Genomic DNA, 25,920 nt, shown 5'->3' on the forward strand with positions numbered 1-25,920 from the left:
GAATGTTCATTTTATATGAAGATTCAACTCTTGTTCTTTGAAAACTGGATAAAACGACATTGAAACAATAAACAACAAGAAATTCTGTTGTGATTATTTACGTAATCACGACGTGTAAGACTTTTTAACTTTTAGGTTAAGTTAATAAGGGCGCACGGTGAATGCCTTGGCACTAGGAGTCGACGAAGGACGGCACTAACACCGATATGCTTCGGGGAGCTGTAAGTGAGCTTTGATCCGGAGATTTCCGAATGGGGAAACCCACTGTTCGTAATGGAGCAGTACATTTGCGTGAATACATAGCGCATCTGAGACACACCCAGGGAACTGAAACATCTAAGTACCTGGAGGAAGAGAAAGAAAATTCGATTCCCTGAGTAGCGGCGAGCGAAACGGGAATAGCCCAAACCAAAAGGCTTGCCTTTTGGGGTTGTAGGACACTCTACATAGAGTTACAAAGGAATGAGTTAGACGAAGCGATCTGGAAAGGTCCGCAGGATAGGGTAAAAGCCCCGTAGTCTAAAATTCATTCTCTCTTGAGTGTATCCTGAGTACGGCGGAACACGTGAAATTCCGTCGGAATCTGGGAGGACCATCTCCCAAGGCTAAATACTACCTAGTGACCGATAGTGAACCAGTACCGTGAGGGAAAGGTGAAAAGCACCCCGGAAGGGGAGTGAAATAGATCCTGAAACCGTGTGCCTACAAGTAGTTAGAGCCCGTTAATGGGTGATAGCGTGCCTTTTGTAGAATGAACCGGCGAGTTACGATCCCATGCAAGGTTAAGTCGAGAAGACGGAGCCGCAGCGAAAGCGAGTCTGAATAGGGCGAATGAGTATGTGGTCGTAGACCCGAAACCAGGTGATCTACCCATGTCCAGGATGAAGGTAAGGTAACACTTACTGGAGGTCCGAACCCACGCACGTTGAAAAGTGCGGGGATGAGGTGTGGGTAGCGGAGAAATTCCAATCGAACCTGGAGATAGCTGGTTCTCTCCGAAATAGCTTTAGGGCTAGCCTCAAACGTTAGAATCTTGGAGGTAGAGCACTGTTTGGACTAGGGGCCCATCCCGGGTTACCGAATTCAGACAAACTCCGAATGCCAATGATTTATGTTTGGGAGTCAGACTGCGAGTGATAAGATCCGTAGTCAAGAGGGAAACAGCCCAGACCACCAGCTAAGGTCCCAAAGTATTTGTTAAGTGGAAAAGGATGTGGCGTTGCTTAGACAACCAGGATGTTGGCTTAGAAGCAGCCATCATTTAAAGAGTGCGTAATAGCTCACTGGTCGAGTGACGCTGCGCCGAAAATGTATCGGGGCTAAACAAATCACCGAAGCTGTGGATTGATACCTTTGGTATCAGTGGTAGGAGAGCGTTCTAAGGGCGTTGAAGTCAGACCGGAAGGACTGGTGGAGCGCTTAGAAGTGAGAATGCCGGTATGAGTAGCGAAAGACGGGTGAGAATCCCGTCCACCGTATGACTAAGGTTTCCTGAGGAAGGCTCGTCCGCTCAGGGTTAGTCGGGACCTAAGCCGAGGCCGATAGGCGTAGGCGATGGATAACAGGTTGATATTCCTGTACCACCAAACCACCGTTTGAGTAATGGGGGGACGCAGAAGGATAGGGTAAGCATGCTGTTGGTTATGCATGTCCAAGCAGTAAGGTGTGAATGTAGGCAAATCCGCATTCTTTAACATTGAGCTGTGATGGCGAGGACGTATGTCTAGAGTTCCTGATTTCACACTGCCAAGAAAAGCCTCTAGCGAGGTGAAAGGTGCCCGTACCGCAAACCGACACAGGTAGTCGAGGAGAGAATCCTAAGGTGAGCGAGAGAACTCTCGTTAAGGAACTCGGCAAAATGACCCCGTAACTTCGGGAGAAGGGGTGCTCTTTTGGGTTCATAGCCTAGAAGAGCCGCAGTGAATAGGCCCAGGCGACTGTTTAGCAAAAACACAGGTCTATGCAAAACCGTAAGGTGAAGTATATGGGCTGACGCCTGCCCGGTGCTGGAAGGTTAAGAGGAGTGCTTAGCGCAAGCGAAGGTGCGAATTGAAGCCCCAGTAAACGGCGGCCGTAACTATAACGGTCCTAAGGTAGCGAAATTCCTTGTCGGGTAAGTTCCGACCCGCACGAAAGGCGTAACGATCTGGGCACTGTCTCAACGAGAGACTCGGTGAAATTATAGTACCTGTGAAGATGCAGGTTACCCGCGACAGGACGGAAAGACCCCGTGGAGCTTTACTATAGCTTGATATTGAATTTTGGTGCAACTTGTACAGGATAGGCAGGAGCCTTAGAGCCCGGAGCGCCAGCTTCGGAGGAGGCGTCGGTGGGATACTGCCCTGGTTGTATTGAAATTCTAACCCATACCCGTAACCCGGGTAGGAGACAGTGTCAGGCGGGTAGTTTGACTGGGGCGGTCGCCTCCTAAAGTGTAACGGAGGCGCCCAAAGGTTCCCTCAGAATGGTTGGAAATCATTCGAAGAGTGTAAAGGCAGAAGGGAGCTTGACTGCGAGACCTACAAGTCGAGCAGGGTCGAAAGACGGGCTTAGTGATCCGGTGGTTCCGCATGGAAGGGCCATCGCTCAACGGATAAAAGCTACCCCGGGGATAACAGGCTTATCTCCCCCAAGAGTCCACATCGACGGGGAGGTTTGGCACCTCGATGTCGGCTCATCGCATCCTGGGGCTGTAGTCGGTCCCAAGGGTTGGGCTGTTCGCCCATTAAAGCGGTACGCGAGCTGGGTTCAGAACGTCGTGAGACAGTTCGGTCCCTATCCGTCGTGGGCGTAGGAAATTTGAGAGGAGCTGTCCTTAGTACGAGAGGACCGGGATGGACACACCGCTGGTGTACCAGTTGTTCTGCCAAGAGCATCGCTGGGTAGCTATGTGTGGACGGGATAAGTGCTGAAAGCATCTAAGCACGAAGCCCCCCTCAAGATGAGATTTCCCATTACGCAAGTAAGTAAGATCCCTCAAAGACGATGAGGTAGATAGGTTCGGGGTGGAAGCGTGGCGACACGTGCAGCTGACGAATACTAATCGATCGAGGACTTAACCAAATTTGTTTAACGTAACAATGTCGTTTATCCAGTTTTGAAAGAATAAAACTTTTTTAAAATAACTCTTGTATTATTCTACAGAGTTGTTATAATAAAGGATGTCTTTCAAAAGTATTCAAGTCTAGTGACGATAGCGAAGAGGTCACACCCGTTCCCATACCGAACACGGAAGTTAAGCTCTTCAGCGCCGATGGTAGTTGGGGGTTTCCCCCTGTGAGAGTAGGACGTCGCTGGGCTTGCAATAAAATTATATATCCCATGGAGGATTAGCTCAGCTGGGAGAGCATCTGCCTTACAAGCAGAGGGTCGGCGGTTCGAGCCCGTCATCCTCCACCATATATTTACTCCTGCCGGAGTAGCTCAACTGGTAGAGCAACTGACTTGTAATCAGTAGGTTGAGGGTTCAAGTCCTTTCTCCGGCACCACTTTTTTCGAGCCATTAGCTCAGTTGGTAGAGCATCTGACTTTTAATCAGAGGGTCGTAGGTTCGAATCCTACATGGCTCATCACTTTTTATAGTGAATTATATTTTTTGCGGGTGTGGCGGAACTGGCAGACGCACTAGACTTAGGATCTAGCGCCGCAAGGCGTGGGGGTTCGACTCCCTTCACCCGCACCATTTAATTTAATAACCGAGCGGAAGTAGTTCAGTGGTAGAACACCACCTTGCCAAGGTGGGGGTCGCGAGTTCGAACCTCGTCTTCCGCTCCAAAGATTCACTAAAGTGCCGGGGTGGCGGAACTGGCAGACGCACAGGACTTAAAATCCTGCGGTAGGTGACTACCGTACCGGTTCGATTCCGGTCCTCGGCACCACTTTTTTGAAACATTGCGCTCGTAGCTCAATTGGATAGAGCACTTGACTACGAATCAAGAGGTTGCAGGTTCGAGTCCTGCCGAGCGCACCATATAACGGGAAGTAGCTCAGCTTGGTAGAGCACTTGGTTTGGGACCAAGGGGTCGCAGGTTCGAATCCTGTCTTCCCGACCAGTTATTATTTTCGGGGCCTTAGCTCAGCTGGGAGAGCGCCTGCCTTGCACGCAGGAGGTCAGCGGTTCGATCCCGCTAGGCTCCACCATGAACATTGAAAACTGAACATGCAAAACGTTAAGAAACATAGCTTTCAACTAACTTGTTAGGATGATAGCAAAACAATTTTGGACATCATTTAATGATGATGCCAGCAAAACAAAATGAGCTTTTAAACTAGTTCTAATTTGTCCGCTTTCAATGTGCTCTGCATACTGGAAGTGAACTATTATGGAGAGTTTGATCCTGGCTCAGGACGAACGCTGGCGGCATGCCTAATACATGCAAGTCGAGCGAATGACGAAGAAGCTTGCTTCTTCTGATTTAGCGGCGGACGGGTGAGTAACACGTGGGCAACCTGCCCTGTAGATTGGGATAACTCCGGGAAACCGGGGCTAATACCGAATAATCCATTTCCTCACATGGGGAGATGTTAAAAGACGGTTTCGGCTGTCACTACAGGATGGGCCCGCGGCGCATTAGCTAGTTGGTGAGGTAACGGCTCACCAAGGCGACGATGCGTAGCCGACCTGAGAGGGTGATCGGCCACACTGGGACTGAGACACGGCCCAGACTCCTACGGGAGGCAGCAGTAGGGAATCTTCCACAATGGACGAAAGTCTGATGGAGCAATGCCGCGTGAGTGAAGAAGGTTTTCGGATCGTAAAACTCTGTTGTGAGGGAAGAACAAGTATGAGAGTAACTGCTCGTACCTTGACGGTACCTCATTAGAAAGCCACGGCTAACTACGTGCCAGCAGCCGCGGTAATACGTAGGTGGCAAGCGTTGTCCGGAATTATTGGGCGTAAAGCGCGCGCAGGCGGTCCTTTAAGTCTGATGTGAAATCCCACGGCTCAACCGTGGAAGGTCATTGGAAACTGGGGGACTTGAGTACAGAAGAGGAAAGCGGAATTCCAAGTGTAGCGGTGAAATGCGTAGAGATTTGGAGGAACACCAGTGGCGAAGGCGGCTTTCTGGTCTGTAACTGACGCTGAGGCGCGAAAGCGTGGGGAGCAAACAGGATTAGATACCCTGGTAGTCCACGCCGTAAACGATGAGTGCTAAGTGTTAGGGGGTTTCCGCCCCTTAGTGCTGCAGCTAACGCATTAAGCACTCCGCCTGGGGAGTACGGTCGCAAGACTGAAACTCAAAGGAATTGACGGGGGCCCGCACAAGCGGTGGAGCATGTGGTTTAATTCGAAGCAACGCGAAGAACCTTACCAGGTCTTGACATCCCGCTGACCGGCCTAGAGATAGGCTTTTCCCTTCGGGGACAGCGGTGACAGGTGGTGCATGGTTGTCGTCAGCTCGTGTCGTGAGATGTTGGGTTAAGTCCCGCAACGAGCGCAACCCTTGATCTTAGTTGCCAGCATTTAGTTGGGCACTCTAAGGTGACTGCCGGTGATAAACCGGAGGAAGGTGGGGATGACGTCAAATCATCATGCCCCTTATGACCTGGGCTACACACGTGCTACAATGGACGGTACAGAGGGTCGCAACCCCGCGAGGGTGAGCAAATCCCATAAAACCGTTCTCAGTTCGGATTGTAGGCTGCAACTCGCCTACATGAAGCCGGAATCGCTAGTAATCGTGGATCAGCATGCCACGGTGAATACGTTCCCGGGCCTTGTACACACCGCCCGTCACACCACGAGAGTTTGTAACACCCGAAGTCGGTGGGGTAACCCTTACGGGAGCCAGCCGCCGAAGGTGGGACAGATGATTGGGGTGAAGTCGTAACAAGGTAGCCGTATCGGAAGGTGCGGCTGGATCACCTCCTTTCTAAGGATAATATCGGAATACGAATCTTTATTCGTATCTTAACGTTTTGCAGTTCAGTTTTGAATGTTCATATTAATATATGGAAATTCAAAGAGGGCCTATAGCTCAGCTGGTTAGAGCGCACGCCTGATAAGCGTGAGGTCGATGGTTCGAGTCCATTTAGGCCCACCATACCCTTTTTTTGTTTCGGGGCCTTAGCTCAGCTGGGAGAGCGCCTGCCTTGCACGCAGGAGGTCAGCGGTTCGATCCCGCTAGGCTCCACCAAAGATTATAATTTGTTCTTTGAAAACTGGATAAAACGACATTGAAACAATAAACAACAAGAAATTCTGTTGTGATTATTTACGTAATCACGACGTGTAAGACTTTTTAACTTTTAGGTTAAGTTAATAAGGGCGCACGGTGAATGCCTTGGCACTAGGAGTCGACGAAGGACGGCACTAACACCGATATGCTTCGGGGAGCTGTAAGTGAGCTTTGATCCGGAGATTTCCGAATGGGGAAACCCACTGTTCGTAATGGAGCAGTACATTTGCGTGAATACATAGCGCATCTGAGACACACCCAGGGAACTGAAACATCTAAGTACCTGGAGGAAGAGAAAGAAAATTCGATTCCCTGAGTAGCGGCGAGCGAAACGGGAATAGCCCAAACCAAAAGGCTTGCCTTTTGGGGTTGTAGGACACTCTACATAGAGTTACAAAGGAATGAGTTAGACGAAGCGATCTGGAAAGGTCCGCAGGATAGGGTAAAAGCCCCGTAGTCTAAAATTCATTCTCTCTTGAGTGTATCCTGAGTACGGCGGAACACGTGAAATTCCGTCGGAATCTGGGAGGACCATCTCCCAAGGCTAAATACTACCTAGTGACCGATAGTGAACCAGTACCGTGAGGGAAAGGTGAAAAGCACCCCGGAAGGGGAGTGAAATAGATCCTGAAACCGTGTGCCTACAAGTAGTTAGAGCCCGTTAATGGGTGATAGCGTGCCTTTTGTAGAATGAACCGGCGAGTTACGATCCCATGCAAGGTTAAGTCGAGAAGACGGAGCCGCAGCGAAAGCGAGTCTGAATAGGGCGAATGAGTATGTGGTCGTAGACCCGAAACCAGGTGATCTACCCATGTCCAGGATGAAGGTAAGGTAACACTTACTGGAGGTCCGAACCCACGCACGTTGAAAAGTGCGGGGATGAGGTGTGGGTAGCGGAGAAATTCCAATCGAACCTGGAGATAGCTGGTTCTCTCCGAAATAGCTTTAGGGCTAGCCTCAAACGTTAGAATCTTGGAGGTAGAGCACTGTTTGGACTAGGGGCCCATCCCGGGTTACCGAATTCAGACAAACTCCGAATGCCAATGATTTATGTTTGGGAGTCAGACTGCGAGTGATAAGATCCGTAGTCAAGAGGGAAACAGCCCAGACCACCAGCTAAGGTCCCAAAGTATTTGTTAAGTGGAAAAGGATGTGGCGTTGCTTAGACAACCAGGATGTTGGCTTAGAAGCAGCCATCATTTAAAGAGTGCGTAATAGCTCACTGGTCGAGTGACGCTGCGCCGAAAATGTATCGGGGCTAAACAAATCACCGAAGCTGTGGATTGATACCTTTGGTATCAGTGGTAGGAGAGCGTTCTAAGGGCGTTGAAGTCAGACCGGAAGGACTGGTGGAGCGCTTAGAAGTGAGAATGCCGGTATGAGTAGCGAAAGACGGGTGAGAATCCCGTCCACCGTATGACTAAGGTTTCCTGAGGAAGGCTCGTCCGCTCAGGGTTAGTCGGGACCTAAGCCGAGGCCGATAGGCGTAGGCGATGGATAACAGGTTGATATTCCTGTACCACCAAACCACCGTTTGAGTAATGGGGGGACGCAGAAGGATAGGGTAAGCATGCTGTTGGTTATGCATGTCCAAGCAGTAAGGTGTGAATGTAGGCAAATCCGCATTCTTTAACATTGAGCTGTGATGGCGAGGACGTATGTCTAGAGTTCCTGATTTCACACTGCCAAGAAAAGCCTCTAGCGAGGTGAAAGGTGCCCGTACCGCAAACCGACACAGGTAGTCGAGGAGAGAATCCTAAGGTGAGCGAGAGAACTCTCGTTAAGGAACTCGGCAAAATGACCCCGTAACTTCGGGAGAAGGGGTGCTCTTTTGGGTTCATAGCCTAGAAGAGCCGCAGTGAATAGGCCCAGGCGACTGTTTAGCAAAAACACAGGTCTATGCAAAACCGTAAGGTGAAGTATATGGGCTGACGCCTGCCCGGTGCTGGAAGGTTAAGAGGAGTGCTTAGCGCAAGCGAAGGTGCGAATTGAAGCCCCAGTAAACGGCGGCCGTAACTATAACGGTCCTAAGGTAGCGAAATTCCTTGTCGGGTAAGTTCCGACCCGCACGAAAGGCGTAACGATCTGGGCACTGTCTCAACGAGAGACTCGGTGAAATTATAGTACCTGTGAAGATGCAGGTTACCCGCGACAGGACGGAAAGACCCCGTGGAGCTTTACTATAGCTTGATATTGAATTTTGGTGCAACTTGTACAGGATAGGCAGGAGCCTTAGAGCCCGGAGCGCCAGCTTCGGAGGAGGCGTCGGTGGGATACTGCCCTGGTTGTATTGAAATTCTAACCCATACCCGTAACCCGGGTAGGAGACAGTGTCAGGCGGGTAGTTTGACTGGGGCGGTCGCCTCCTAAAGTGTAACGGAGGCGCCCAAAGGTTCCCTCAGAATGGTTGGAAATCATTCGAAGAGTGTAAAGGCAGAAGGGAGCTTGACTGCGAGACCTACAAGTCGAGCAGGGTCGAAAGACGGGCTTAGTGATCCGGTGGTTCCGCATGGAAGGGCCATCGCTCAACGGATAAAAGCTACCCCGGGGATAACAGGCTTATCTCCCCCAAGAGTCCACATCGACGGGGAGGTTTGGCACCTCGATGTCGGCTCATCGCATCCTGGGGCTGTAGTCGGTCCCAAGGGTTGGGCTGTTCGCCCATTAAAGCGGTACGCGAGCTGGGTTCAGAACGTCGTGAGACAGTTCGGTCCCTATCCGTCGTGGGCGTAGGAAATTTGAGAGGAGCTGTCCTTAGTACGAGAGGACCGGGATGGACACACCGCTGGTGTACCAGTTGTTCTGCCAAGAGCATCGCTGGGTAGCTATGTGTGGACGGGATAAGTGCTGAAAGCATCTAAGCACGAAGCCCCCCTCAAGATGAGATTTCCCATTACGCAAGTAAGTAAGATCCCTCAAAGACGATGAGGTAGATAGGTTCGGGGTGGAAGCGTGGCGACACGTGCAGCTGACGAATACTAATCGATCGAGGACTTAACCAAATTTGTTTAACGTAACAATGTCGTTTATCCAGTTTTGAAAGAATAAAACTTTTTTAAAATAACTCTTGTATTATTCTACAGAGTTGTTATAATAAAGGATGTCTTTCAAAAGTATTCAAGTCTAGTGACGATAGCGAAGAGGTCACACCCGTTCCCATACCGAACACGGAAGTTAAGCTCTTCAGCGCCGATGGTAGTTGGGGGTTTCCCCCTGTGAGAGTAGGACGTCGCTGGGCACTAAAAGAAGTCGTTACCGAGTTAAATCGGTAACGACTTCTTTTTACATATTTATGATTTAGTGTGTTTTCAAATTCTTTAACAATAGAATGAATGTTAATCTTAGCTAGTGTTCATGGAATATGTGGGAACCAATACTGTTTGTAATAAAAATGCACACCAAGTGAGTTAGAAATATATCTGCATTCTGGAATTTCAGCGAGATCATTAAAACTCTTCTTTTAAGATAGAGTACATTTTTAAATCTCGATGTTCTCCTTTCACAAATATACCTTTTCTAATTATTCCTTCAAGAGTCATTCCTGCTTTTTCCATTACTCGTGCTGAAGCAATATTTTCTACATCACACCTTGCTTGAACACGAACCAAATCCATTTCTTCAAAGCCAAACTTTACTAATTCCTTTGCTACTTCAGTAGTTAGGCCTTTTCCCCAATAGTCTCTAGAAATAACATATCCGATTTCAGCAATTTTATGATTTGGTTGCCACCAAACAAAATCAATAGTCCCGATAAATTTTCCGTTTTCCTTATATTCGATTCCCCACGGTGACACCTGCTTATTTTCATATTTATTCAATACAAATTCAACAAAACCTTTTGTATCCGCTATTGTTTCATGAGTATTCCAAGTTACATACTTAGATACTTCTTCATCTGAACCGTACAAATACATATCTTCAATATCTTCTTCTGTGACTTTTCTAAGAATAAGGCGTTCTGTTTCTAGGATAGGTAAATCACTATATATTTTCTCAATGTTCATTTAATCCCCTCCATTAATTATAGTCAGAAGTAAAGTAGTAGGTATCATCATCCCATTCTACTATAAAAATCCTTTGTCTTACACATACCCGCAAAAAGTTATCAGCAGTCAGTTCCTCTATAGAAGAAATTTGCCGTCTATCTGCTTTTGTAGCCCGGGACATGGAGGTTGTCTCCAATAATAGCCGGGGTCTCTCTCGTTAGAGTAGGGTACGATGGGCAGTAAAAAGCAATCGTTACTAAGCAAAATGGTAACGGCTTTTTACGTCTATTTTAAAGTACTTCTATATTTTTCTACTAACTACTTGCTGTATTACAATTAAACAGACACAATACGTAGTAACTACATTTATATAGGAGGGTTAAAGTGGCAGTAATATTAGCAGTAGACGATGATATTCATACACTTGAACTAATTTCGATTTATTTATCTCAATCTGGGTACCGTGTTATTAAAGCTGTAAATGGAACAGAGGGATTACATATGTTGGAACGTCAACTTCCAGATCTCGCAATAATTGACGTCATGATGCCTGTTATGGATGGCCTTCAACTAACCAGGTTAATACGAGAACAATACAATATTCCTGTATTGCTTTTAACAGCAAAAGGAAAACTAGAAGATAAAGAAAAAGGATATATTGCTGGGTCAGATGATTATTTAGTAAAACCTTTTGAACCTAAGGAATTGTTATTTCGTATCCGCGCTATTTTAAGAAGGTATGATAAAACAAGCGATGTGAACATCCGCTTTGGTAATATGTTAATCAATCGTAAAAGCTTTGAAGTACTAGTGGGAGAGGAAATTTTAGTTTTACCATTAAAAGAGTTTGAGTTGCTATCTAAGTTGGCTTCTAAACCAAACCAGGTGTTTACTCGAGATCAGTTAATAGAAACAGTATGGGGGATTGATTTTGAAGGAGATGAACAAACATTAAGTGTTCATATAAAAAGGGTAAGAGAGCGACTAACTAAACTAGAAACGTCTGTACAGATTACTACTATCCGTGGCGTGGGTTATAAGTTGGAAGAGTCTATATGATGAAAACTTTATATAGTAAGTTCGTGTGGATGACCCTGTTGATAATGATCGCTAGTGGAACGTTGGGATTTATGGTAGTAAATACGTATTACCACCACAATCTTAAGGAGAAAAATGATGAAAAAAATGTATTAGTTGCAAGATCAATTGTTGAAAGTATTAATATGTCTAATAGTGAGCTGGATCCTCTTCTCCACTCATTAGGCAATACGGGATATCAGTTATACGTCGTAGGCGAAAATGGGTTTAAAAGAGCTTACGGGGGTGAATTTCGAGTTCAGAAGATTGATCAGACAATTGTTGAAAGTGTTTTAAGTGGGGAAACTTATCATGGTATGAGAGAGTTTCCTAAAGAAACTTTTATAACAGGTTATTTTTCAAATGAATTAACTAATACGGTTGGTGTCCCGTTTACCTACGGAGGGGAAAATTATGCTTTATTTCAACGACCGAATATTAAATTCTTATTCAATGAAATTCATCTGTTATTAGGTGGATTAGTGGCGATAATGATTATTTTAAGTGTGATAGCGATGTTGGTAGTGGCTAAAATAATGGTTGTGCCGTTAACTAAATTGACGATAGCAACAAATAAAATAGCTAATGAAGATTTCCAAGCAGAGTTACCGGTATATCAGCGAGATGAAATAGGACAACTAGCAGATAGCGTTCGAAATATGGCCAAGCAACTGGATGCAACTGATCGGTACAAAAAGGAATTCATCTCCAGAGTATCCCATGACTTTCAAACACCACTTTTGAATATACAAGGATATGCTCATTTATTAAAAGAGGGAGATCTAAACCCGATTGATCATTTAAAGTACGTTACAATTATTCAACAAGAATCCAAGCGGCTCTCAAATGTTATGAAGCAGCTACTAGTACTTACTTCATTTGATCAAGCTCACAGCCTTACAAAAAAAGAATTCTTTTCACTAGATATTCAGTTAAAACAAGTCATTCAAAAATTTAGGTGGCTACTGGATGAAAAAGAGATATCTATTAATATAAAGTTAAGACCTGTAATTATATACGGTGATAGTGAAATGCTTGAGTATGTTTGGGAAAATATTATTTCTAATGCTATAAAGTATAATCACTCTCCGGGGGAAATACATATTGCTTTAGAAGAAAGAGAAGAATTTGTAACTGTCACTGTTCAGGACACGGGAAGTGGGAGTAAGCATACTAAATATAACCAATGGACTGAAAGATTTTATAGAGAGGATGAGGCTCGTTCTACTCAGATTGAGGGAAGTGGACTAGGTCTAGCGATTGTTCAGGAAGTTATACAATCACATGAAGGTATTCTTTCTTTTGAAAGTGTTGTACCTCATGGAACCAAAGTAATTATCCAATTAAACAAGCTGTAATTATCTGTTCATCTTCCGTTCACTTTCAACTTGTATAGTACCTCTTATAAGGAAATACAATAGGAGGTACAGTTATGAAAAATAAACGGAACTGGCTAGTTATTATAGTTAGTTGGCTTATAGTGTTAGGATTACTTTCGTTCTTTGCTCCTTCCAGTAAAGAAGTAGCAAGTACATCAAAAAATAGTGGACTTCCAGAAACTTCTTTGTCGATTCAAGCAGATAAAGTTATAAAAGAAAATTTTTCTAGTAATGAAGGAATACCTCTAATCATTGTTTTCGAGAAATACAAGGCTAATACTGAGGAAGAAATCCAAAGTGTATTAGAATTAATGGAACAAAATTACACAAGTATAACGAAGTTTTCTAAAATTCCTTTGGAGCAAAGAGGTTCTTTTGTGTCTGAAGATAAAAAAACATTCTTTGTGCCTTTAATCTTAGAAGGAGAATTAGAAAGCAAAGAGATTCATAAAAAAGTAGAAGAAATAAAGAGTAATGTATCTCACATTATCCCATCTGATTTTAATATTTATTATACTGGACCTGCTGGAATCGCAAGCGATACAATTGAGCTATTTTCAGAAGCAGATGTAGTTTTACTCCTAGCTACAGTAGCGATTATTTTTATCCTACTAATTATTATTTATCGTTCATTCATACTTGCTATTATTCCTTTAATTGGAGCAGGGATAGTGTATGGAGTAGTGGATAGAATTATTGGTCTTACTGGTAAGTTCACATCTATTACGATTGAAAGTCAGGCACTGTCAATTATGACGATCTTGTTGTTTGCCGTGATAACGGATTATTCCCTATTGGTATATGCGAGATATAAAGAAGAGCAAGACATGAAGATAGCACTTACTAAAACGAAAGAAACCATTCTTTATAGTGGTGGAACTATTTTGGTAGGTGTTGCAACACTTGCTTTTGCCCTCTATGAACCATATCGAAATTTTGCTCCAGTGTTTGCGATTGCAATAGTTATTATGTTAATCGCAGGGCTTACATTATTGCCAGCATTGTTTGCAGTAGTAAAAACACCGAAAAAAGGAGAAAAAACAACAAAGATTTGGGAAAATGTCGGATATATTAGTACTAGCAAACCATGGAAAGTAGCAATACCAATTTTGTTACTGCTAGGTATTGGTACGTGGCATGTAACAACAATCTCCTATTCATACGATTTATTGGCATCATTCCCAGAGGAGTTATCTTCTAGAGAAGGCTTTGCGAAACTTGGAGATGCATTTTCCGCTGGGGAAATAGCACCAACAACAATTCTCATAAAGTCAAAAGATGAGAATACGATTGCCAATATTCGAGAGAAGATAGAAGGTAGACCACTAATAAATGAGGTACGACCATCTCCTTCCAAAAGCGATCTATACACACAGTTTTCCATCATTTTAAAAGCAAACCCTTATAGTATGGAGGCTTTGAATGAGGTCGAAACAATAAGGGCTGAATTGAAAGACAGCCAGGTTTTAGTAAGTGGTGAGACAGTGAAACAAGTAGATATCCGAGAGATTAATAATAGAGATACCTTACTTGTAATGGGATTGATGACGTTATTAATCGGATTAATACTAGTCTTTCAATCTCGTTCTATTCGGGCATCCTTGTTGATGATATTCTCTATTTTGTTGTCATTCGGAGCAGCTTTAGGATTTTCCACATGGATTTTTGAGTTATTTTACGGATATATGTCTTTTAGTTATCGAATCCCACTTTACACGTTTGTTTTTTTGGTAGCACTAGGTGTAGATTACTCAATTATGTTAATGAGTAGGTTGAAAGAAGAACGAAAACAGTATGATGAACGAATGGCAATTGCGAAGGCTGTGGAAAAAACAGGTGGTGTTATTTCTTCAGCAGGATTAATACTTGCGGCTACCTTTGCCGTTTTAATATCACAGCCAGTTATAGAGCTTAAACTATTTGGTTTCGCTGTCGCAGTTGGGGTATTGTTGGATACGTTTATCGTTCGACCGTTATTATTACCTGCGTTATTAACAATTACAACGAAAAATAGGGGGAAATGAATATGCAAAAAAGATGGAGTATACGACTAGTTCGAGCAGGAGCATTATTTGGATTATTGGGAGCGTATCTTGGTTCTCATATGGCAGGTGCGGGATCATATGCACTTCGTCCAATTCATGCCCATATATTATTGGTAGGGTGGTTATCATTGTTTGTGTATGGACTATTTTATAAATTATACAAAGTGAAGTTTCCTAAGCTTGTTGCGCTTCACGGGTGGTCAGCTATAATTGGGGCAATTGGTTTAACGGCAGGAATGTACCTACAGTTCATCCAACCGTTCAATATAAACGAAACGTTTGCATTAGTTGCGTATATTATTGGTGGATCTACTTTATTGCTGAGCTTTGCAGTCTTTGTACTCGTGACTTTTACAATTGAAATAGAATAAAAAAAAGCTGGAGGTTATATATTAACCTTCAGCTTTTTGTTTTTTCGATTATCGGCATATGATGGAATACACATTCCCAATAAAATGATCACTATTCCTGCTACTTGTAATATAGAAAGAGCTTCACTTAACACAATAACTGATACGATAACAGCAACTGGCAACTCCATTGCACTTAATATGGAAGAAACCGCACCGCCAACTTTAGGAACTGCAATTACAAAGAAGTAAATTGGGATGATGATACCCATTAATCCAAGAGCTAGTCCATAAAACAATAGTGGTTCTGTAAACAGTTTTCCATTCCACATAATTTCTGGACTTTGGAAGATGGCAATCATAATCATTGCGATAAAAGAGACGAATAATAGACGAGTTGTTGTATTCATACCTTCTACTTGCTTTGTGTTGACATTCATATTTAAGGAAAAAGAAACGGCAGCAGCTAAACCATAAACCCAGCCTCTCCAGTCAATTCCACTTAAGTCGACATCTAGTATTCCTGCAGCTAGAATAGTTCCTATAAATAAGATAATAAGAGAAATAGTTTCTGCTCTAGATGGAAGTCTTTTTCTAATAATACAATCGATTAGTGTTCCAATCCATGTAAATTGGAAAAGCATAACAACTGCAAGAGAGGCAGGTAAGTATATGAGAGACATCCCGTACACAATTCCTGTTGTAGCGGTAAATACACCTGCCAATAAAATAATCTTAAAGCCTCCATTTAAACGAGGCAGTTTTCGTTGTGTTAACAGATATATTAATAATGCTAAAAGAAATCCAACGATATATTGACTAGAAATTGCTTCTGAAGCCGTATAGCCATCTCCAATTGCTAGTTTAACCATAGTTGATAATGTCCCGTAACTGCTTGCAGCAAACACAACCATTAGGGGGTAAATCCATAATTTCATAAAAAATTCTCCTTTAATTTGCAACTACTGTTTTCACCATATGATGAAAAGGCTCACCAATAATTGTCCAAGGACATAGGGTAACAAATCCTAGACGATTATACAAGCGAATTGCTGCATCTTTCTCCATCTCCACATTCAAGGCTAGCTTACCGCCACCTGAACTTTTAACTAAATGTTCAGCATAACTCAATAATTTCGTGCCTATGCCATGACCACGGTAGGCTGGATTAACTACAACCGTGTCTATATACCATTCTCCCGGGGCAGTTTCCGGATCTATAGTGACAGCAGCACCTTTTTTGTTAGAAAGATAAGCTTCTAAATTTGCATCAAGGCTAATTGCCTGTTCCGAATTATAAAATACCAGTACACCCGCAACATGACCATTCAGTTCTGCAATATACGTATTTAAATAAGAATGTCGATTATCAGTCCGTGTAAATAGGTGTATAAATTCTTGGGTAATGGCTACTTCTTCTGTTTCACCAGTCATCTGCATAGAGATGTCTCCAATAGCCTCCATGATAAGAGGAATAGCCTGAGCTGCGTCTTCTTTGTAAGCTTTTCTGATTAATATTTCCATTTAATGTTCACCTTCCAACTCGTAATTATACCATAAGTTGTCTAAATAGACTTGTTGACTATTTAGGATTATAAATAATGGGAAAATTAAAAAAATAAATGAAACCTTCCTGTTCTATATATAGTAGAATAGAAAGAGAAAAGGAGGAATAGCAATGGACTTGAATTCAATACCTTGGAACCTCATCTTACCTGTTCTAGTAATTCAATTATTATTAGTAGTGGTCGCATTAATCGATCTAGTACGTGTCAAGAGCACCAATGGACCAAAGTGGATGTGGGCACTTATCATTGTTTTTATTAATATTATTGGTCCTGTTGTGTATTTTATATTGGGGAGGCGAAATGATTGAAAACATTTCTACATGTACAGGCACTAACAAAGGAATATGGCAAAGAAAAAGCGGTAAATCAAGTTACTTTTTCATTATATAAAAATACTGCAACGGCTTTGATTGGTCCTAATGGTGCTGGGAAAACAACCACTCTGTCTATACTAGCGGGGTTATTAAAACAGACTAGCGGATCGGTAGTTATTGATGGAGACATACAAGGAGATATTAGAAGTGAAATTGGCTTCTTGCCTCAGTATCCTCAGTTCTATTCGTGGTTAACAGCACTTGAATTTATCGAGATGGTAGCGAAGTTAAGTGGAATAGACGGGAAAATGATTAAATCTCAGTCAGTTAGAACATTAGATTTTGTTGGTCTAGCAGATGCTAAAAACAAGAAAGTAGGAACATTTTCTGGGGGCATGAAGCAACGACTTGGGTTAGCGCAAGCAATCGTTCACAAACCTGGTTTGCTTTTGCTAGATGAACCTGTATCTGCATTAGATCCGATGGGTAGACGTGAAGTTTTGAATTTACTGAAAGAACTACAAGAACATACGACTATTTTATATTCAACTCATATTTTAAATGACGCCGAAGAAATGACCGACCAGTTATTGTTCTTAAGGAAAGGGGAATTAGTTGAGCAAGGATCCTTAAAGGAAGTGCGAGACAAATACGCAAATCCCCAGTATAGAATCTTATTTGCTGATACGGAAGAAGCAGCAAAATTTGTCGAAATTAGCCCATGGCCTGCTAGACAGGAAAATGAGGTTGCCTTTGTCCATCTGGAAGATAAGAAACCGATAATGAATGAAGTATTACAGGTACTTGCTAATAGCAATTTACGCTTATCGAAGGTTGAGCGAGCATCGGCTAGTTTAGAAGAAATCTTTTTGCAGGTGGTGAATAAACATGAGTAACTTCTCAATACTATTTCAAAAAGAGTGGCGTGAAAATGTACGGAATTTCAAAATTTTATGGATACCGCTTGTATTTATCCTGTTTGGTATTTCTGAACCTTTGACTTACTATTATTTGCCACAAATTTTAAATACGGTAGGAAATATGCCAAGTGATATGGTTTTTCAGCTTCCCGAGTACACCCCAGAACAAATTGTTATGTCAACTGTAGGGCAATATCAGTTTATCGGAATGTTAATCATAGCATTTGGGTTTGCCGGTATCATTGCTAGGGAGCGCAAAAACGGAACAGCAACTATGTTATATGTAAGACCAATTTCTTATAACGCATACGTGTTTAGTAAGTTAGCTATTATGGGCATCTTAATAGTAGGAAGTGCATGTATAGGCCTGTTGGCAAATCTCTATTACACGTATATTTTATATGGAGCAGTGGGGACGGCAGCATTTATTGGGTTCTTAGGAACATACAGTATTTGGTTGTTGTTTGCCATTAGTATTGTTATTTGTAGCAGTGCAGCTTTTTCTACAGGAGTTGCTTCTGTTACATCGATTTTCTTTCTCATAATTGTACCGTTAGTAGATGGTCTCTTAGGTACTTACTGGACTATTTCACCATGGAAGTTACCAATGTATGCGGGACAAATGTTAAGTAGCGATATAGACAATACACCTTATATTTGGAGTTTGATTGTAACATTGGTGATAATTGTACTATTAATCGTCGGAGCAGCTTTTATAACAAAAAGAAATGTATCAAAGGCAAAAATATAATAATGAGGTGATTTAAGATGGTGGCTCGTAACTCTGATAAATTTATTGTATCCTACAACCGAATAGACCAATTGATGAAAGATCTTCTTGGTACGAATGAACATATGGCATTTTTTAGATTAATTGATTTTGCTAAAAAGAAAAACGCCATTATCAGACGGTATGAGGCAGATTTACGAGAATTTGGTGATTTAAGAAATGCCATTATACACCATCGTACCTCATTGGAATACGCTATTGCTGAACCTCATGATGACGTTGTAAAAAAAATGGAGGAAATTGAAGGGGCATTAGCTAAGCCAATTACAGTAGCTCAAATGTTCCAGACAAATGTGACGATCTTTCAAGAGACCGATTCACTTAGCTATGCCCTAAAAGTAATCAAAGATAAAAAGTACAATCAATTCCCAGTATATAAGGGAAATTCTTTTAAAGGTTTAATCACCCCTGTAGGCATAACTAAGTGGATGGCAAGTAAAGTGGATTCAGATTCCTTCTCAAGAAAGAGAACAATGTTATCAGAAATACTGGCACATGAAAGCAATAGAGATAATCACCGATTTATACAATCGAAAGCATCTGTTTTTGAGGCAGTAGATATATTTAAGTCTTCTGTTACACGTGGGAGGCGCTTAGAAGCACTGCTCATAACAGAAGATGGAAAAGCAAGCAATAAATTGATCGGGATTATTACTCCAATGAGTCTACTGAAAATAGAATAATTCTTAAAAAAGTAGTCTTTTTCTAGGGCTATGTCATAATAATAAAGTAGGCACTAAAGTATGTGAAAGTCGAAAAAGGGGGGATTTGGTGGATTCTTTAGAGAAAGTGCAAGAACAGCGATATGACAATTTTGAAAAGACTAGTAATGAGATGACAGTTGGGGATTGGTTAATTACGACGCTTATACTAATTATTCCAATTGTTAATATTGTTATGCTGTTCATTTGGGGTTTTGGAAATCCAGACCCAAGACGTAACTACGCACGAGCTTCACTAATCTGGATAGCAATCTGTATTGTATTAATGCTTATTTTTTATGGAGTAGTATTTGCATTTATTTTTTCTTCTTTTAATAGTTATTGAGTATTTCCTGGGAAATAGCATAGTTCGACACGACCGAGTATTCCTTTGTAAAAGAAGGAATACTCTTTTTGATGTTATAATAAAGAAAAGCGAAAGCGCCTATGGAAGCCCTGACTAGCACTGGAAGGATTTCATATAAAGGCGTTCTTTGCCTTTATATACTGAAGAAGTAACTTGAGAAGTTTAGTACTAGACAGAAACTAACTAAAAACATAAGATTAGTTCTTTTTAAGGGAGATGAAATAGATGAAAGTAGCACTCTTTGGAGCCACTGGACGTGTGGGACATGCTATTCTAACGTTATTATTAGAACAGGGTATAGAAGTTACTGCAATGGTAAGAAACCCTGAAAAGATGCAACCTCATGCTAAATTATCCGTCCTACAAGGCGACGCAAAAAATAGTGCAGATATTGTAAATGCTACGCTAGGAGTAAATGCAATTATAAGTGCACTTGGAACCGACAAAACAAGTGTATTAACAGAGTTCACCTCACACATAGTTCCCATTATGCACCAACAGCAGCTAAAGCGGATTATTACAATTGGTACTGCGGGAATATTAAATAGTAGAGCAGAACCGGGATTGCTCCGTTATCAATCATCTGAATCTAAGCGTAAATCGGTAACGGCTGCGCAAGAACACCATAAAGTTTTCAATATATTAAAAGATACTGCACTCAAGTGGACAATTGTTTGTCCAACCTATTTACCGACTGGAGCTTCTACAGATGATTACATTGTAATGAGGGATTACCTGCCAGAGGGTGCTGTGCAAACTACCACTGGAGATACTGCCTTATTCACTGTAAAAGAGCTAATGAAAAATGAACATTTGGGTCACAGAGTAGGTATAAAGAGTCCACGATACTAGGAGAAAATAAATGAAGAAACTGTTAATGTTAATCGTAGTGGTTATTACTTTATTGTACATAAGTAATAGTAGGATTCAAACTACCGAAATTATTGTAGAATCAGATAAAGTTCCTATGAGTTATGATGGAGTGAAAATCCTGCAGATTTCGGACTTACATGATGCAACCTTTGGAGAAAACCAGGAGAACTTAGTTGAAAAGATAAAGAAAACAAAAGCAGAACTTATTTTTATCACAGGAGATCTAGTTGATAGTAACCGATATAATTTGGACCAAAGTTTAGAATTAGTAAGGCAGATTATAGATTTTGCTCCCATTTATTACGTAACGGGAAACCACGAAATCGCTACTAATGACACCGAGAACATAAAGAATTCCTTAACTGAACTTGGCGTAAATGTACTGTCTAATGAGGAACAAATAATAGAACATAAAGGGGAAGACATTCGAATTATTGGTATCGAAGATCCTCTAAATGGAGTTTTAGTGAGCGAGGCTTTAAGTCAATTTGTGGATAATGATTTATTTACTCTCGTACTTTCCCATCGACCTGAGACTTTTCAAGATTATGTAGAGAACAAAATGGATGTTGTTTTTACTGGACATGCACATGGTGGGCAGTTTCGACTTCCAGGACTTGGGGGACTAGTGGCACCAGGACAAGGCTTTTTCCCAACATACACTGCTGGAATGTATACCGAGAACAGTACGCATATGATTGTGAGTAGGGGATTGGGTAATAGTGCAATTCCGTTTAGAATATTCAATTCACCTGAGATCGTCGTTGTGACATTAAAAAGTATCTAAAAGGAAAAAGACCGCTGACTAATTTACTTAGCCAGCGGTCTTGCTTTTATAAGTGTTTATCTTTACGGTCGAAGCGGTCTTTTAGTTCTCCTACTTCTTGTTGAACTTCACCTTTTAACTTATCCACTTTACCTTCTGCTTGTAATTTATGATCGTTGGTTGCATTTCCAACTTGGTCTTTTGCTTCACCTTTTGTTTTGTTTACGGCACCTTTAACTTTGTCAGATAATCCACTCATGTAAATTCCTCCTTCAGTTTTTATACTCTACTATTTAAATACCCTGGTGGAGAAGTTTTAAACTTACTCTACTATCTTAAACTCTTGCAGCATGGCATAAAATCTTGCGCCATGGCCTTCCGCTGCTTCTAAAAAATATTTCTCTGTAATGACAAAGCTTCCACCTTTTAAATTATCTACAACGTATACATTTGTTACAGGACTATTCCATTCTGATCCGCTAATACCGTGTAATTTAAAACCTTCTAATGGATCAGACACAGATTCTGTTTCTGTCACCTTTGTATATTCCGAAGCAAGGTCTGTTTCTAGGGTCATGACCATTTCTTGAGGAGTGATATCTGTATACTGTTTAATTTCCATTGAGACTTCGGGATACCTTTTTTCTAATGGCTCTTTAGTTGTGATAATATCAGACGTTTCACCTGGTACAAGTTTATAGCGGTCTTCATCTATATAGATAATATAGTTGGAATCCTTCCCTTCTTGTAGATTTACATTAGTTTCTTCGTTGTTTCCTTCAATACTTTGTATAATCTCTTTTTCCGGAACGAACATATCTTTTATTTGTTTAATAAAGGCATTACCTGACTCCGTTTGTGTGCTAAATAGAATCATTACTCCAGCTGCCGCAGCAATAGCGATTGGAATTATTTTGGATTTCCTTTTCTTCTCTTTTTGGCTTTTCGTTTGGAAGAGTTCTTGGTCTATTTGGCTCCAAATATCATCTTTTAATGCAGAAGGAGTATCTTTCGTATGGTCTAAAATTTCTTTCTTAACTCGATCATCTAATTGGTCCATTTTTAACTTCCCTCCATTTCCAGCAATTCTAATTGAGTCTTTAACAAGTTTCTTCCGTTAAAAAGCCTCGATTTCACAGTGTTCTGATTCAAATCGAGGATAGTAGCAATTTCTTTCTCAGAAAAACCTTTTATATATTTGAGTAAAATAGGAATGCGATATATGTCAGCCATATTTTGAATCATGCTATACAAATCGGATAAATTCTCTCTTGAATGCTCCCTCAGCTGTTCCTTATTTTCCATTGTAGAAGTGTCGATTGGAGTATTTTTCTTTTCTTTTGATAAAATACGATAACATTCATTAACTAAAATACGATAAAACCATGCATCGAACGGAAGAGTGGAGTTGTAGGAAGATATATTGCGATAAACTCGTATAAAAGCTTCTTGCACTGCATCCTTTGCGTGTTCGTCATTTCTTGTTATTGCTTTTGCTGTTCTAATTGCATAGTTTTCATACATATCGTAAAACTGTTTAAAAGCATCACGGCTACCGTTTCTAATGTCTTCTAAGATGTCATCATTCATGTACGCTTTTTCACTCCCTTCACTATATATACCCTGCGAGTTCTCAAAAAGTTTAGTCCATAACAAAAAAAGCTTAAAGCAGTGTGCTTTAAGCTTTTACGATTACTATTTAAACCATCCTTTTTCTTTAAATCTAGAAATGGCCTCAATTCGATTTCCAACATCTAGTTTATCTAAAATAACGGAGATATAATTGCGGACAGTGCCCGTTGTGATAAATAGTTCGCCGGCAATTTCTTTTGTGTTTTTTCCATTTGCTATTAACTCCAGAACCTGACTTTCACGTTCTGTAAGAGGATTTTCTTCTTCGTAAGCCATATCCACAAGCTCAGGAGCGTATATTCGACGACCATCCATAATTACACGAATAGAATTTGCTAGCTCTTCACTTGGACTATCCTTTAATAGGTACCCATTTACGCCTGCTTTGCGTGCACGCTCAAAATATCCAGCCCTTGCAAAGGTGGTCAAAATGATTACCTTACAATCATTTTCTTTTAGTTCTTCTGCGGCATCCAGTCCAGTTTTAATAGGCATCTCAATATCCATAATACAAACATCTGGTTGCAATTGTTCAATCAGCTTTAATACTTCTTCACCATTATTGGCCTTACCTACAACTTCCATATCCTCTTCCAAATCGAGTAGTGAACCAAGAGCTCCTAGCACCATTCGTTGATCTTCTGCAATGACAATTCGTATCATGTCTATTCCTCCTGACTGGGTTGCTGTATAACATTGGGTACCCGTATATTCAGTGTAGTTCCATTTTTCGAATGAATATCTAAGGTTCCATTTACAAATTCAAGTCTTTCTTTCATGCCACGTAGGCCATGCCCCTTAGACCAATTTACCTTTTCTCCCATACCTTGGCCGTTATCATACACTTTTAGTAGAGTTTCTTTCGCTGATTGTTTGATAGAAATAGAGCAAGTAGATGCGCTACTATGTTTCACTACATTATTTACTGCTTCTTTTAAACACATACTAAGTACATTTTCTACAAGCAATGGAGTATTTACTAATTTAGGTGTACCAGTTACCGTACACTCTATCTGTGCAGCTTTTAGTATCTGGTTGATCCGGAAAAGTTCATCTTCAAGTTTAGTTCCGCGCATATTTGTAACCAATTCTCGAACCTCTTTTAAGACAGAACGCGCGGTTTGGTTGATATCCAATATTTCTATTTTAGCGGCTTGTGGATTTTTTTCGATCAATCGACCCGCTAAATCACTTTTAAGTCCGATCAGCGAGAGCTTTTGTCCAAGCGTATCATGCAAATCTCTCGCGATTCTTTCTCTTTCTTCAATAATAATATACTGGGAAATCTTTATTTGTGCTTCTTCTAGTTGGTCCTCTAATGCTTCTCGTTGGTTTCGAGTATATGTATTGAAGGGCAACAAAATAACACCTATCAAACAAATGATAAGAAACGGCATATGGGATAGAAATAACTCAGTTTGGGTAAAAAATCCGATAATAACAGCCGCAATTGTAGCAACTAGATGAATACTATAAATAACAAAGAAGCTAAATCTTCTCTTTATATTCCCGATTAAAAAGGACAAGAAAATAGAGAAGTATATATAACCGTATAGGTAGGTCATCCAAACACTGATGGAAATTTGTAGTGCAACGGAGAGATATAGTAACCAACCTTTAGTAGAAAAGGATGAACGATAGGCAATGAAAAATAGTAAGGTTAGTGCTAAACCAATAACAATCTCTAAAGGAGTTGTAGATCTAAATATAAAAAAGAATGGAAAAATGCAAAAAACAATCCAAGCATAAATACTTAGCCAAGGATATTTGGGGAATATTTGATACCATTTGGACATGTATTTCACCTTCTTACCTATGTATAGTTATAATCATTATAATGCAAAAACCATTCCTAGGTAATTCTGGGAATGGTTTTTGCAGAATTTTACTTACTTTCAAATGTTGAGTTTTTTGAGTTCAACTTCGTATTTTGCTTAGTATTATTTAATAAATGTTTTATCTCTTTAAAGTTAACAAAACTTTTATTATCCTCATCGAATAGTCGGAAGTGGATAGACTCCAAACTCTTACGTAAGTTAATCGTAGTAGCTTGGTGTAAAGGTGGTGTAGAGTCATGCGCTTTTTCTAAGTTATAGTTAGGAACACGTGGACTTAGATGATGCACATGATGGAATCCGATATTTCCAGTTACCCATTGTAAAACACGTGGCAACTTGTAATAAGAGCTTCCTTCTATAGCTGCTTTTACATAATCCCATTCTGACTCATCTTCAAAATAAGAATCTTCAAATTGATGCTGAACATAAAATAACCAAATTCCTAATGAACCAGCTACGAAAAGTATTGTTCCTTGGATAATCGCAAATGCTTGCCATCCAATTAACCAAATCATTAACGCATAAATAGCAACTACAGATATATTGATTAAATACGTATTGTTGCGTTCTTTTCCGCGGGCACCTTTACGGTTTATACGATTACTTACTAAGAAAAGTAGCGCTGGTCCTAAACCGAACATTACGATAGGGTTTCTATATAAACGATAGGAAAGTCTTTTCATCGGTGTTGCTTCAATATATTCATCAACGGTCATCATCCAAATATCGCCGACACCGCGTTTGTCTAGGTTTCCACTAGTAGCATGATGGATATTATGTTCGCGTTTCCATTTTTCATAGGCAAAAAGCGTAATGATTCCGGTGATTGTTCCAGTAATATCATTGGCTTTTTTATTTTTAAAGAAAGAACCATGTGTACAGTCATGAAAGATGATGAATACTCGAACGACAAATCCTGCTGCGATAACAGACAAAGCAACGGTTAGCCAAACGGACACATCTAAACTTATATAAGCTAAAAACCATAGGATGAAAAATGGTGGGATAGTATTGATTAGTTGAATAATACTCTTATTTAACTCTGAGTTTTCAAAGGGTTTTACGTTTTTACGTAATGCGAGTGTTTTTTCTCTGCTCATTTTATTCCTCCTAGTAAGAACTATTACCTTAATAA

The 25,920-nt window shown here is 41.0% G+C and carries 20 protein-coding genes, 11 tRNA genes and 5 rRNA genes; 27 read left to right on the forward strand and 9 right to left on the reverse strand.

All coding sequences use genetic code 11. The annotated features are described in order from the left end of the window. Nucleotides 1-134: 134 nt before the first annotated feature. The 16 genes from MKX39_RS00440 (at nucleotide 135) to rrf (MKX39_RS00515) (ending at nucleotide 9,417) form a co-directional block, all read left to right on the forward strand. Nucleotides 135-3,063 (forward strand): 23S ribosomal RNA (locus tag MKX39_RS00440). Nucleotides 3,064-3,183: 120 nt separating this feature from the next. Beyond that, nucleotides 3,184-3,299, forward strand: a 5S ribosomal RNA gene (gene rrf, locus MKX39_RS00445). 24 nt (nucleotides 3,300-3,323) lie between these two features. Further along, a tRNA-Val gene (locus tag MKX39_RS00450) sits at nucleotides 3,324-3,399 on the forward strand. 13 nt (nucleotides 3,400-3,412) lie between these two features. After that, nucleotides 3,413-3,488, forward strand: a tRNA-Thr gene (locus MKX39_RS00455). A gap of 8 nt (nucleotides 3,489-3,496) precedes the next feature. After that, a tRNA-Lys gene (locus tag MKX39_RS00460) sits at nucleotides 3,497-3,569 on the forward strand. A 28-nt stretch (nucleotides 3,570-3,597) separates the two neighbouring features. After that, nucleotides 3,598-3,682: transfer RNA gene (locus MKX39_RS00465), tRNA-Leu, on the forward strand. Nucleotides 3,683-3,699: 17 nt separating this feature from the next. Continuing rightward, a tRNA-Gly gene (locus MKX39_RS00470) sits at nucleotides 3,700-3,774 on the forward strand. Nucleotides 3,775-3,789: 15 nt separating this feature from the next. Further along, a tRNA-Leu gene (locus MKX39_RS00475) sits at nucleotides 3,790-3,878 on the forward strand. 15 nt (nucleotides 3,879-3,893) lie between these two features. Then, a tRNA-Arg gene (locus MKX39_RS00480) sits at nucleotides 3,894-3,970 on the forward strand. A 5-nt stretch (nucleotides 3,971-3,975) separates the two neighbouring features. Next, nucleotides 3,976-4,052 (forward strand) — tRNA-Pro (locus MKX39_RS00485). 12 nt (nucleotides 4,053-4,064) lie between these two features. After that, nucleotides 4,065-4,140: transfer RNA gene (locus MKX39_RS00490), tRNA-Ala, on the forward strand. Nucleotides 4,141-4,319: 179 nt separating this feature from the next. Further along, nucleotides 4,320-5,873: ribosomal RNA gene (locus MKX39_RS00495) — 16S ribosomal RNA — on the forward strand. Between the two features lie 94 nt (nucleotides 5,874-5,967). Then, nucleotides 5,968-6,044 (forward strand) — tRNA-Ile (locus MKX39_RS00500). A 17-nt stretch (nucleotides 6,045-6,061) separates the two neighbouring features. Continuing rightward, nucleotides 6,062-6,137: transfer RNA gene (locus MKX39_RS00505), tRNA-Ala, on the forward strand. Between the two features lie 115 nt (nucleotides 6,138-6,252). Beyond that, nucleotides 6,253-9,181: ribosomal RNA gene (locus tag MKX39_RS00510) — 23S ribosomal RNA — on the forward strand. Between the two features lie 120 nt (nucleotides 9,182-9,301). Further along, nucleotides 9,302-9,417, forward strand: a 5S ribosomal RNA gene (rrf, locus tag MKX39_RS00515). The 16S, 23S and 5S rRNA genes sit together here with 11 tRNA genes alongside, the layout of an rRNA operon. A gap of 208 nt (nucleotides 9,418-9,625) precedes the next feature. Here rrf (MKX39_RS00515) and MKX39_RS00520 read toward each other — a convergent pair. Beyond that, on the reverse strand, nucleotides 9,626-10,183 hold the full coding sequence (locus MKX39_RS00520; protein ID WP_340767875.1) for a GNAT family N-acetyltransferase: 558 nt from the start codon (nucleotides 10,181-10,183) through the stop codon (nucleotides 9,626-9,628). Between the two features lie 366 nt (nucleotides 10,184-10,549). Here MKX39_RS00520 and MKX39_RS00525 point away from each other — a divergent pair, with 366 nt between their 5' ends. From MKX39_RS00525 to MKX39_RS00540, 4 genes are all read left to right on the forward strand, one after another. After that, nucleotides 10,550-11,224, forward strand: a complete 675-nt coding sequence (locus tag MKX39_RS00525) for a response regulator transcription factor (RefSeq protein WP_093536698.1) — start codon at nucleotides 10,550-10,552, stop codon at nucleotides 11,222-11,224. Next, nucleotides 11,221-12,600, forward strand: coding sequence for a sensor histidine kinase (locus tag MKX39_RS00530; RefSeq protein WP_340767877.1), 1,380 nt, complete (start codon nucleotides 11,221-11,223; stop codon nucleotides 12,598-12,600). Before MKX39_RS00525 ends, MKX39_RS00530 begins: the two co-directional genes overlap by 4 nt. Nucleotides 12,601-12,674: 74 nt before the next feature. Continuing rightward, nucleotides 12,675-14,645 (forward strand): MMPL family transporter, encoded by a 1,971-nt coding sequence (locus MKX39_RS00535; protein WP_340767878.1) that lies wholly within the window; start codon nucleotides 12,675-12,677, stop codon nucleotides 14,643-14,645. A 2-nt stretch (nucleotides 14,646-14,647) separates the two neighbouring features. Next, nucleotides 14,648-15,037 (forward strand): hypothetical protein, encoded by a 390-nt coding sequence (locus MKX39_RS00540; RefSeq protein WP_340767880.1) that lies wholly within the window; start codon nucleotides 14,648-14,650, stop codon nucleotides 15,035-15,037. Nucleotides 15,038-15,051: 14 nt separating this feature from the next. On the opposite strand, the gene MKX39_RS00545 is transcribed toward MKX39_RS00540, so the two are convergent. Together MKX39_RS00545 and MKX39_RS00550 are read right to left on the reverse strand one after the other, a co-directional pair. Beyond that, nucleotides 15,052-15,954: an EamA family transporter gene (locus MKX39_RS00545; RefSeq protein ID WP_093536692.1), complete on the reverse strand. Its 903-nt coding sequence runs from the start codon at nucleotides 15,952-15,954 to the stop codon at nucleotides 15,052-15,054. 13 nt (nucleotides 15,955-15,967) lie between these two features. After that, the gene (locus MKX39_RS00550; RefSeq protein WP_340767881.1) at nucleotides 15,968-16,540 is read right to left on the reverse strand and encodes a GNAT family N-acetyltransferase; all 573 of its coding nucleotides are present in this window, start codon (nucleotides 16,538-16,540) and stop codon (nucleotides 15,968-15,970) included. A gap of 154 nt (nucleotides 16,541-16,694) precedes the next feature. Here MKX39_RS00550 and MKX39_RS00555 point away from each other — a divergent pair, with 154 nt between their 5' ends. From MKX39_RS00555 to MKX39_RS00585, 7 genes are all read left to right on the forward strand, one after another. After that, the gene (locus MKX39_RS00555) at nucleotides 16,695-16,892 is read left to right on the forward strand and encodes a PLD nuclease N-terminal domain-containing protein (protein ID WP_093536688.1); all 198 of its coding nucleotides are present in this window, start codon (nucleotides 16,695-16,697) and stop codon (nucleotides 16,890-16,892) included. Next, a complete protein-coding gene (locus tag MKX39_RS00560; RefSeq protein ID WP_093536686.1) occupies nucleotides 16,889-17,794 on the forward strand; it encodes an ABC transporter ATP-binding protein in 906 nt (301 codons plus the stop codon). Before MKX39_RS00555 ends, MKX39_RS00560 begins: the two co-directional genes overlap by 4 nt. Continuing rightward, nucleotides 17,787-18,569, forward strand: a complete 783-nt coding sequence (locus MKX39_RS00565) for an ABC transporter permease (RefSeq protein WP_340767883.1) — start codon at nucleotides 17,787-17,789, stop codon at nucleotides 18,567-18,569. The genes MKX39_RS00560 and MKX39_RS00565 overlap by 8 nt, the downstream gene beginning before the upstream one ends. Nucleotides 18,570-18,586: 17 nt before the next feature. Continuing rightward, on the forward strand, nucleotides 18,587-19,291 hold the full coding sequence (locus tag MKX39_RS00570; RefSeq protein ID WP_340767885.1) for a CBS domain-containing protein: 705 nt from the start codon (nucleotides 18,587-18,589) through the stop codon (nucleotides 19,289-19,291). A gap of 88 nt (nucleotides 19,292-19,379) precedes the next feature. Next, a complete protein-coding gene (locus tag MKX39_RS00575; protein ID WP_340767886.1) occupies nucleotides 19,380-19,655 on the forward strand; it encodes a hypothetical protein in 276 nt (91 codons plus the stop codon). A 246-nt stretch (nucleotides 19,656-19,901) separates the two neighbouring features. After that, nucleotides 19,902-20,528 (forward strand): NAD(P)-dependent oxidoreductase, encoded by a 627-nt coding sequence (locus MKX39_RS00580; protein WP_340767887.1) that lies wholly within the window; start codon nucleotides 19,902-19,904, stop codon nucleotides 20,526-20,528. A gap of 10 nt (nucleotides 20,529-20,538) precedes the next feature. After that, a complete protein-coding gene (locus MKX39_RS00585; RefSeq protein WP_340767888.1) occupies nucleotides 20,539-21,336 on the forward strand; it encodes a metallophosphoesterase in 798 nt (265 codons plus the stop codon). A 46-nt stretch (nucleotides 21,337-21,382) separates the two neighbouring features. On the opposite strand, the gene MKX39_RS00590 is transcribed toward MKX39_RS00585, so the two are convergent. From MKX39_RS00590 to MKX39_RS00615, 6 genes are all read right to left on the reverse strand, one after another. Further along, the gene (locus tag MKX39_RS00590) at nucleotides 21,383-21,574 is read right to left on the reverse strand and encodes a CsbD family protein (RefSeq protein ID WP_093536676.1); all 192 of its coding nucleotides are present in this window, start codon (nucleotides 21,572-21,574) and stop codon (nucleotides 21,383-21,385) included. A gap of 63 nt (nucleotides 21,575-21,637) precedes the next feature. Then, on the reverse strand, nucleotides 21,638-22,375 hold the full coding sequence (locus MKX39_RS00595) for a hypothetical protein (RefSeq protein ID WP_340767889.1): 738 nt from the start codon (nucleotides 22,373-22,375) through the stop codon (nucleotides 21,638-21,640). Between the two features lie 2 nt (nucleotides 22,376-22,377). Further along, the gene (locus tag MKX39_RS00600; RefSeq protein WP_340767891.1) at nucleotides 22,378-22,905 is read right to left on the reverse strand and encodes an RNA polymerase sigma factor; all 528 of its coding nucleotides are present in this window, start codon (nucleotides 22,903-22,905) and stop codon (nucleotides 22,378-22,380) included. 105 nt (nucleotides 22,906-23,010) lie between these two features. Further along, entirely contained in the window at nucleotides 23,011-23,610 is a 600-nt protein-coding gene (locus MKX39_RS00605; protein WP_093536674.1) for a response regulator transcription factor, read from the reverse strand. Nucleotides 23,611-23,612: 2 nt separating this feature from the next. Continuing rightward, a complete protein-coding gene (locus MKX39_RS00610) occupies nucleotides 23,613-24,743 on the reverse strand; it encodes an ATP-binding protein (protein ID WP_093536672.1) in 1,131 nt (376 codons plus the stop codon). 89 nt (nucleotides 24,744-24,832) lie between these two features. After that, complete coding sequence (locus MKX39_RS00615; RefSeq protein WP_093536670.1) at nucleotides 24,833-25,885, reverse strand: fatty acid desaturase; 1,053 nt, start codon at nucleotides 25,883-25,885, stop codon at nucleotides 24,833-24,835. Between the last annotated feature and the right edge of the window lie 35 nt (nucleotides 25,886-25,920).

This window comes from Psychrobacillus sp. FSL K6-1464 (assembly GCF_038003145.1).
Classification (GTDB): domain Bacteria; phylum Bacillota; class Bacilli; order Bacillales_A; family Planococcaceae; genus Psychrobacillus; species Psychrobacillus psychrotolerans.

What these genes read in the sequence shown, in the direction of transcription:
- MKX39_RS00565 (WP_340767883.1), top strand. Translation starts at nt 17,787, where the DNA reads ATGAGTAACTTCTCAATACTATTTCAAAAAGAGTGGCGTGAAAATGTA.
- MKX39_RS00580 (WP_340767887.1), top strand. Translation starts at nt 19,902, where the DNA reads ATGAAAGTAGCACTCTTTGGAGCCACTGGACGTGTGGGACATGCTATT.
- MKX39_RS00545 (WP_093536692.1), bottom strand. Translation starts at nt 15,954, where the DNA reads ATGAAATTATGGATTTACCCCCTAATGGTTGTGTTTGCTGCAAGCAGT.
- MKX39_RS00540 (WP_340767880.1), top strand. Translation starts at nt 14,648, where the DNA reads ATGCAAAAAAGATGGAGTATACGACTAGTTCGAGCAGGAGCATTATTT.
- MKX39_RS00595 (WP_340767889.1), bottom strand. Translation starts at nt 22,375, where the DNA reads ATGGACCAATTAGATGATCGAGTTAAGAAAGAAATTTTAGACCATACG.
- MKX39_RS00530 (WP_340767877.1), top strand. Translation starts at nt 11,221, where the DNA reads ATGATGAAAACTTTATATAGTAAGTTCGTGTGGATGACCCTGTTGATA.
- MKX39_RS00550 (WP_340767881.1), bottom strand. Translation starts at nt 16,540, where the DNA reads ATGGAAATATTAATCAGAAAAGCTTACAAAGAAGACGCAGCTCAGGCT.
- MKX39_RS00585 (WP_340767888.1), top strand. Translation starts at nt 20,539, where the DNA reads ATGAAGAAACTGTTAATGTTAATCGTAGTGGTTATTACTTTATTGTAC.
- MKX39_RS00590 (WP_093536676.1), bottom strand. Translation starts at nt 21,574, where the DNA reads ATGAGTGGATTATCTGACAAAGTTAAAGGTGCCGTAAACAAAACAAAA.
- MKX39_RS00610 (WP_093536672.1), bottom strand. Translation starts at nt 24,743, where the DNA reads ATGTCCAAATGGTATCAAATATTCCCCAAATATCCTTGGCTAAGTATT.
- MKX39_RS00570 (WP_340767885.1), top strand. Translation starts at nt 18,587, where the DNA reads ATGGTGGCTCGTAACTCTGATAAATTTATTGTATCCTACAACCGAATA.
- MKX39_RS00615 (WP_093536670.1), bottom strand. Translation starts at nt 25,885, where the DNA reads ATGAGCAGAGAAAAAACACTCGCATTACGTAAAAACGTAAAACCCTTT.
- MKX39_RS00520 (WP_340767875.1), bottom strand. Translation starts at nt 10,183, where the DNA reads ATGAACATTGAGAAAATATATAGTGATTTACCTATCCTAGAAACAGAA.
- MKX39_RS00535 (WP_340767878.1), top strand. Translation starts at nt 12,675, where the DNA reads ATGAAAAATAAACGGAACTGGCTAGTTATTATAGTTAGTTGGCTTATA.
- MKX39_RS00555 (WP_093536688.1), top strand. Translation starts at nt 16,695, where the DNA reads ATGGACTTGAATTCAATACCTTGGAACCTCATCTTACCTGTTCTAGTA.
- MKX39_RS00605 (WP_093536674.1), bottom strand. Translation starts at nt 23,610, where the DNA reads ATGATACGAATTGTCATTGCAGAAGATCAACGAATGGTGCTAGGAGCT.
- MKX39_RS00600 (WP_340767891.1), bottom strand. Translation starts at nt 22,905, where the DNA reads ATGAATGATGACATCTTAGAAGACATTAGAAACGGTAGCCGTGATGCT.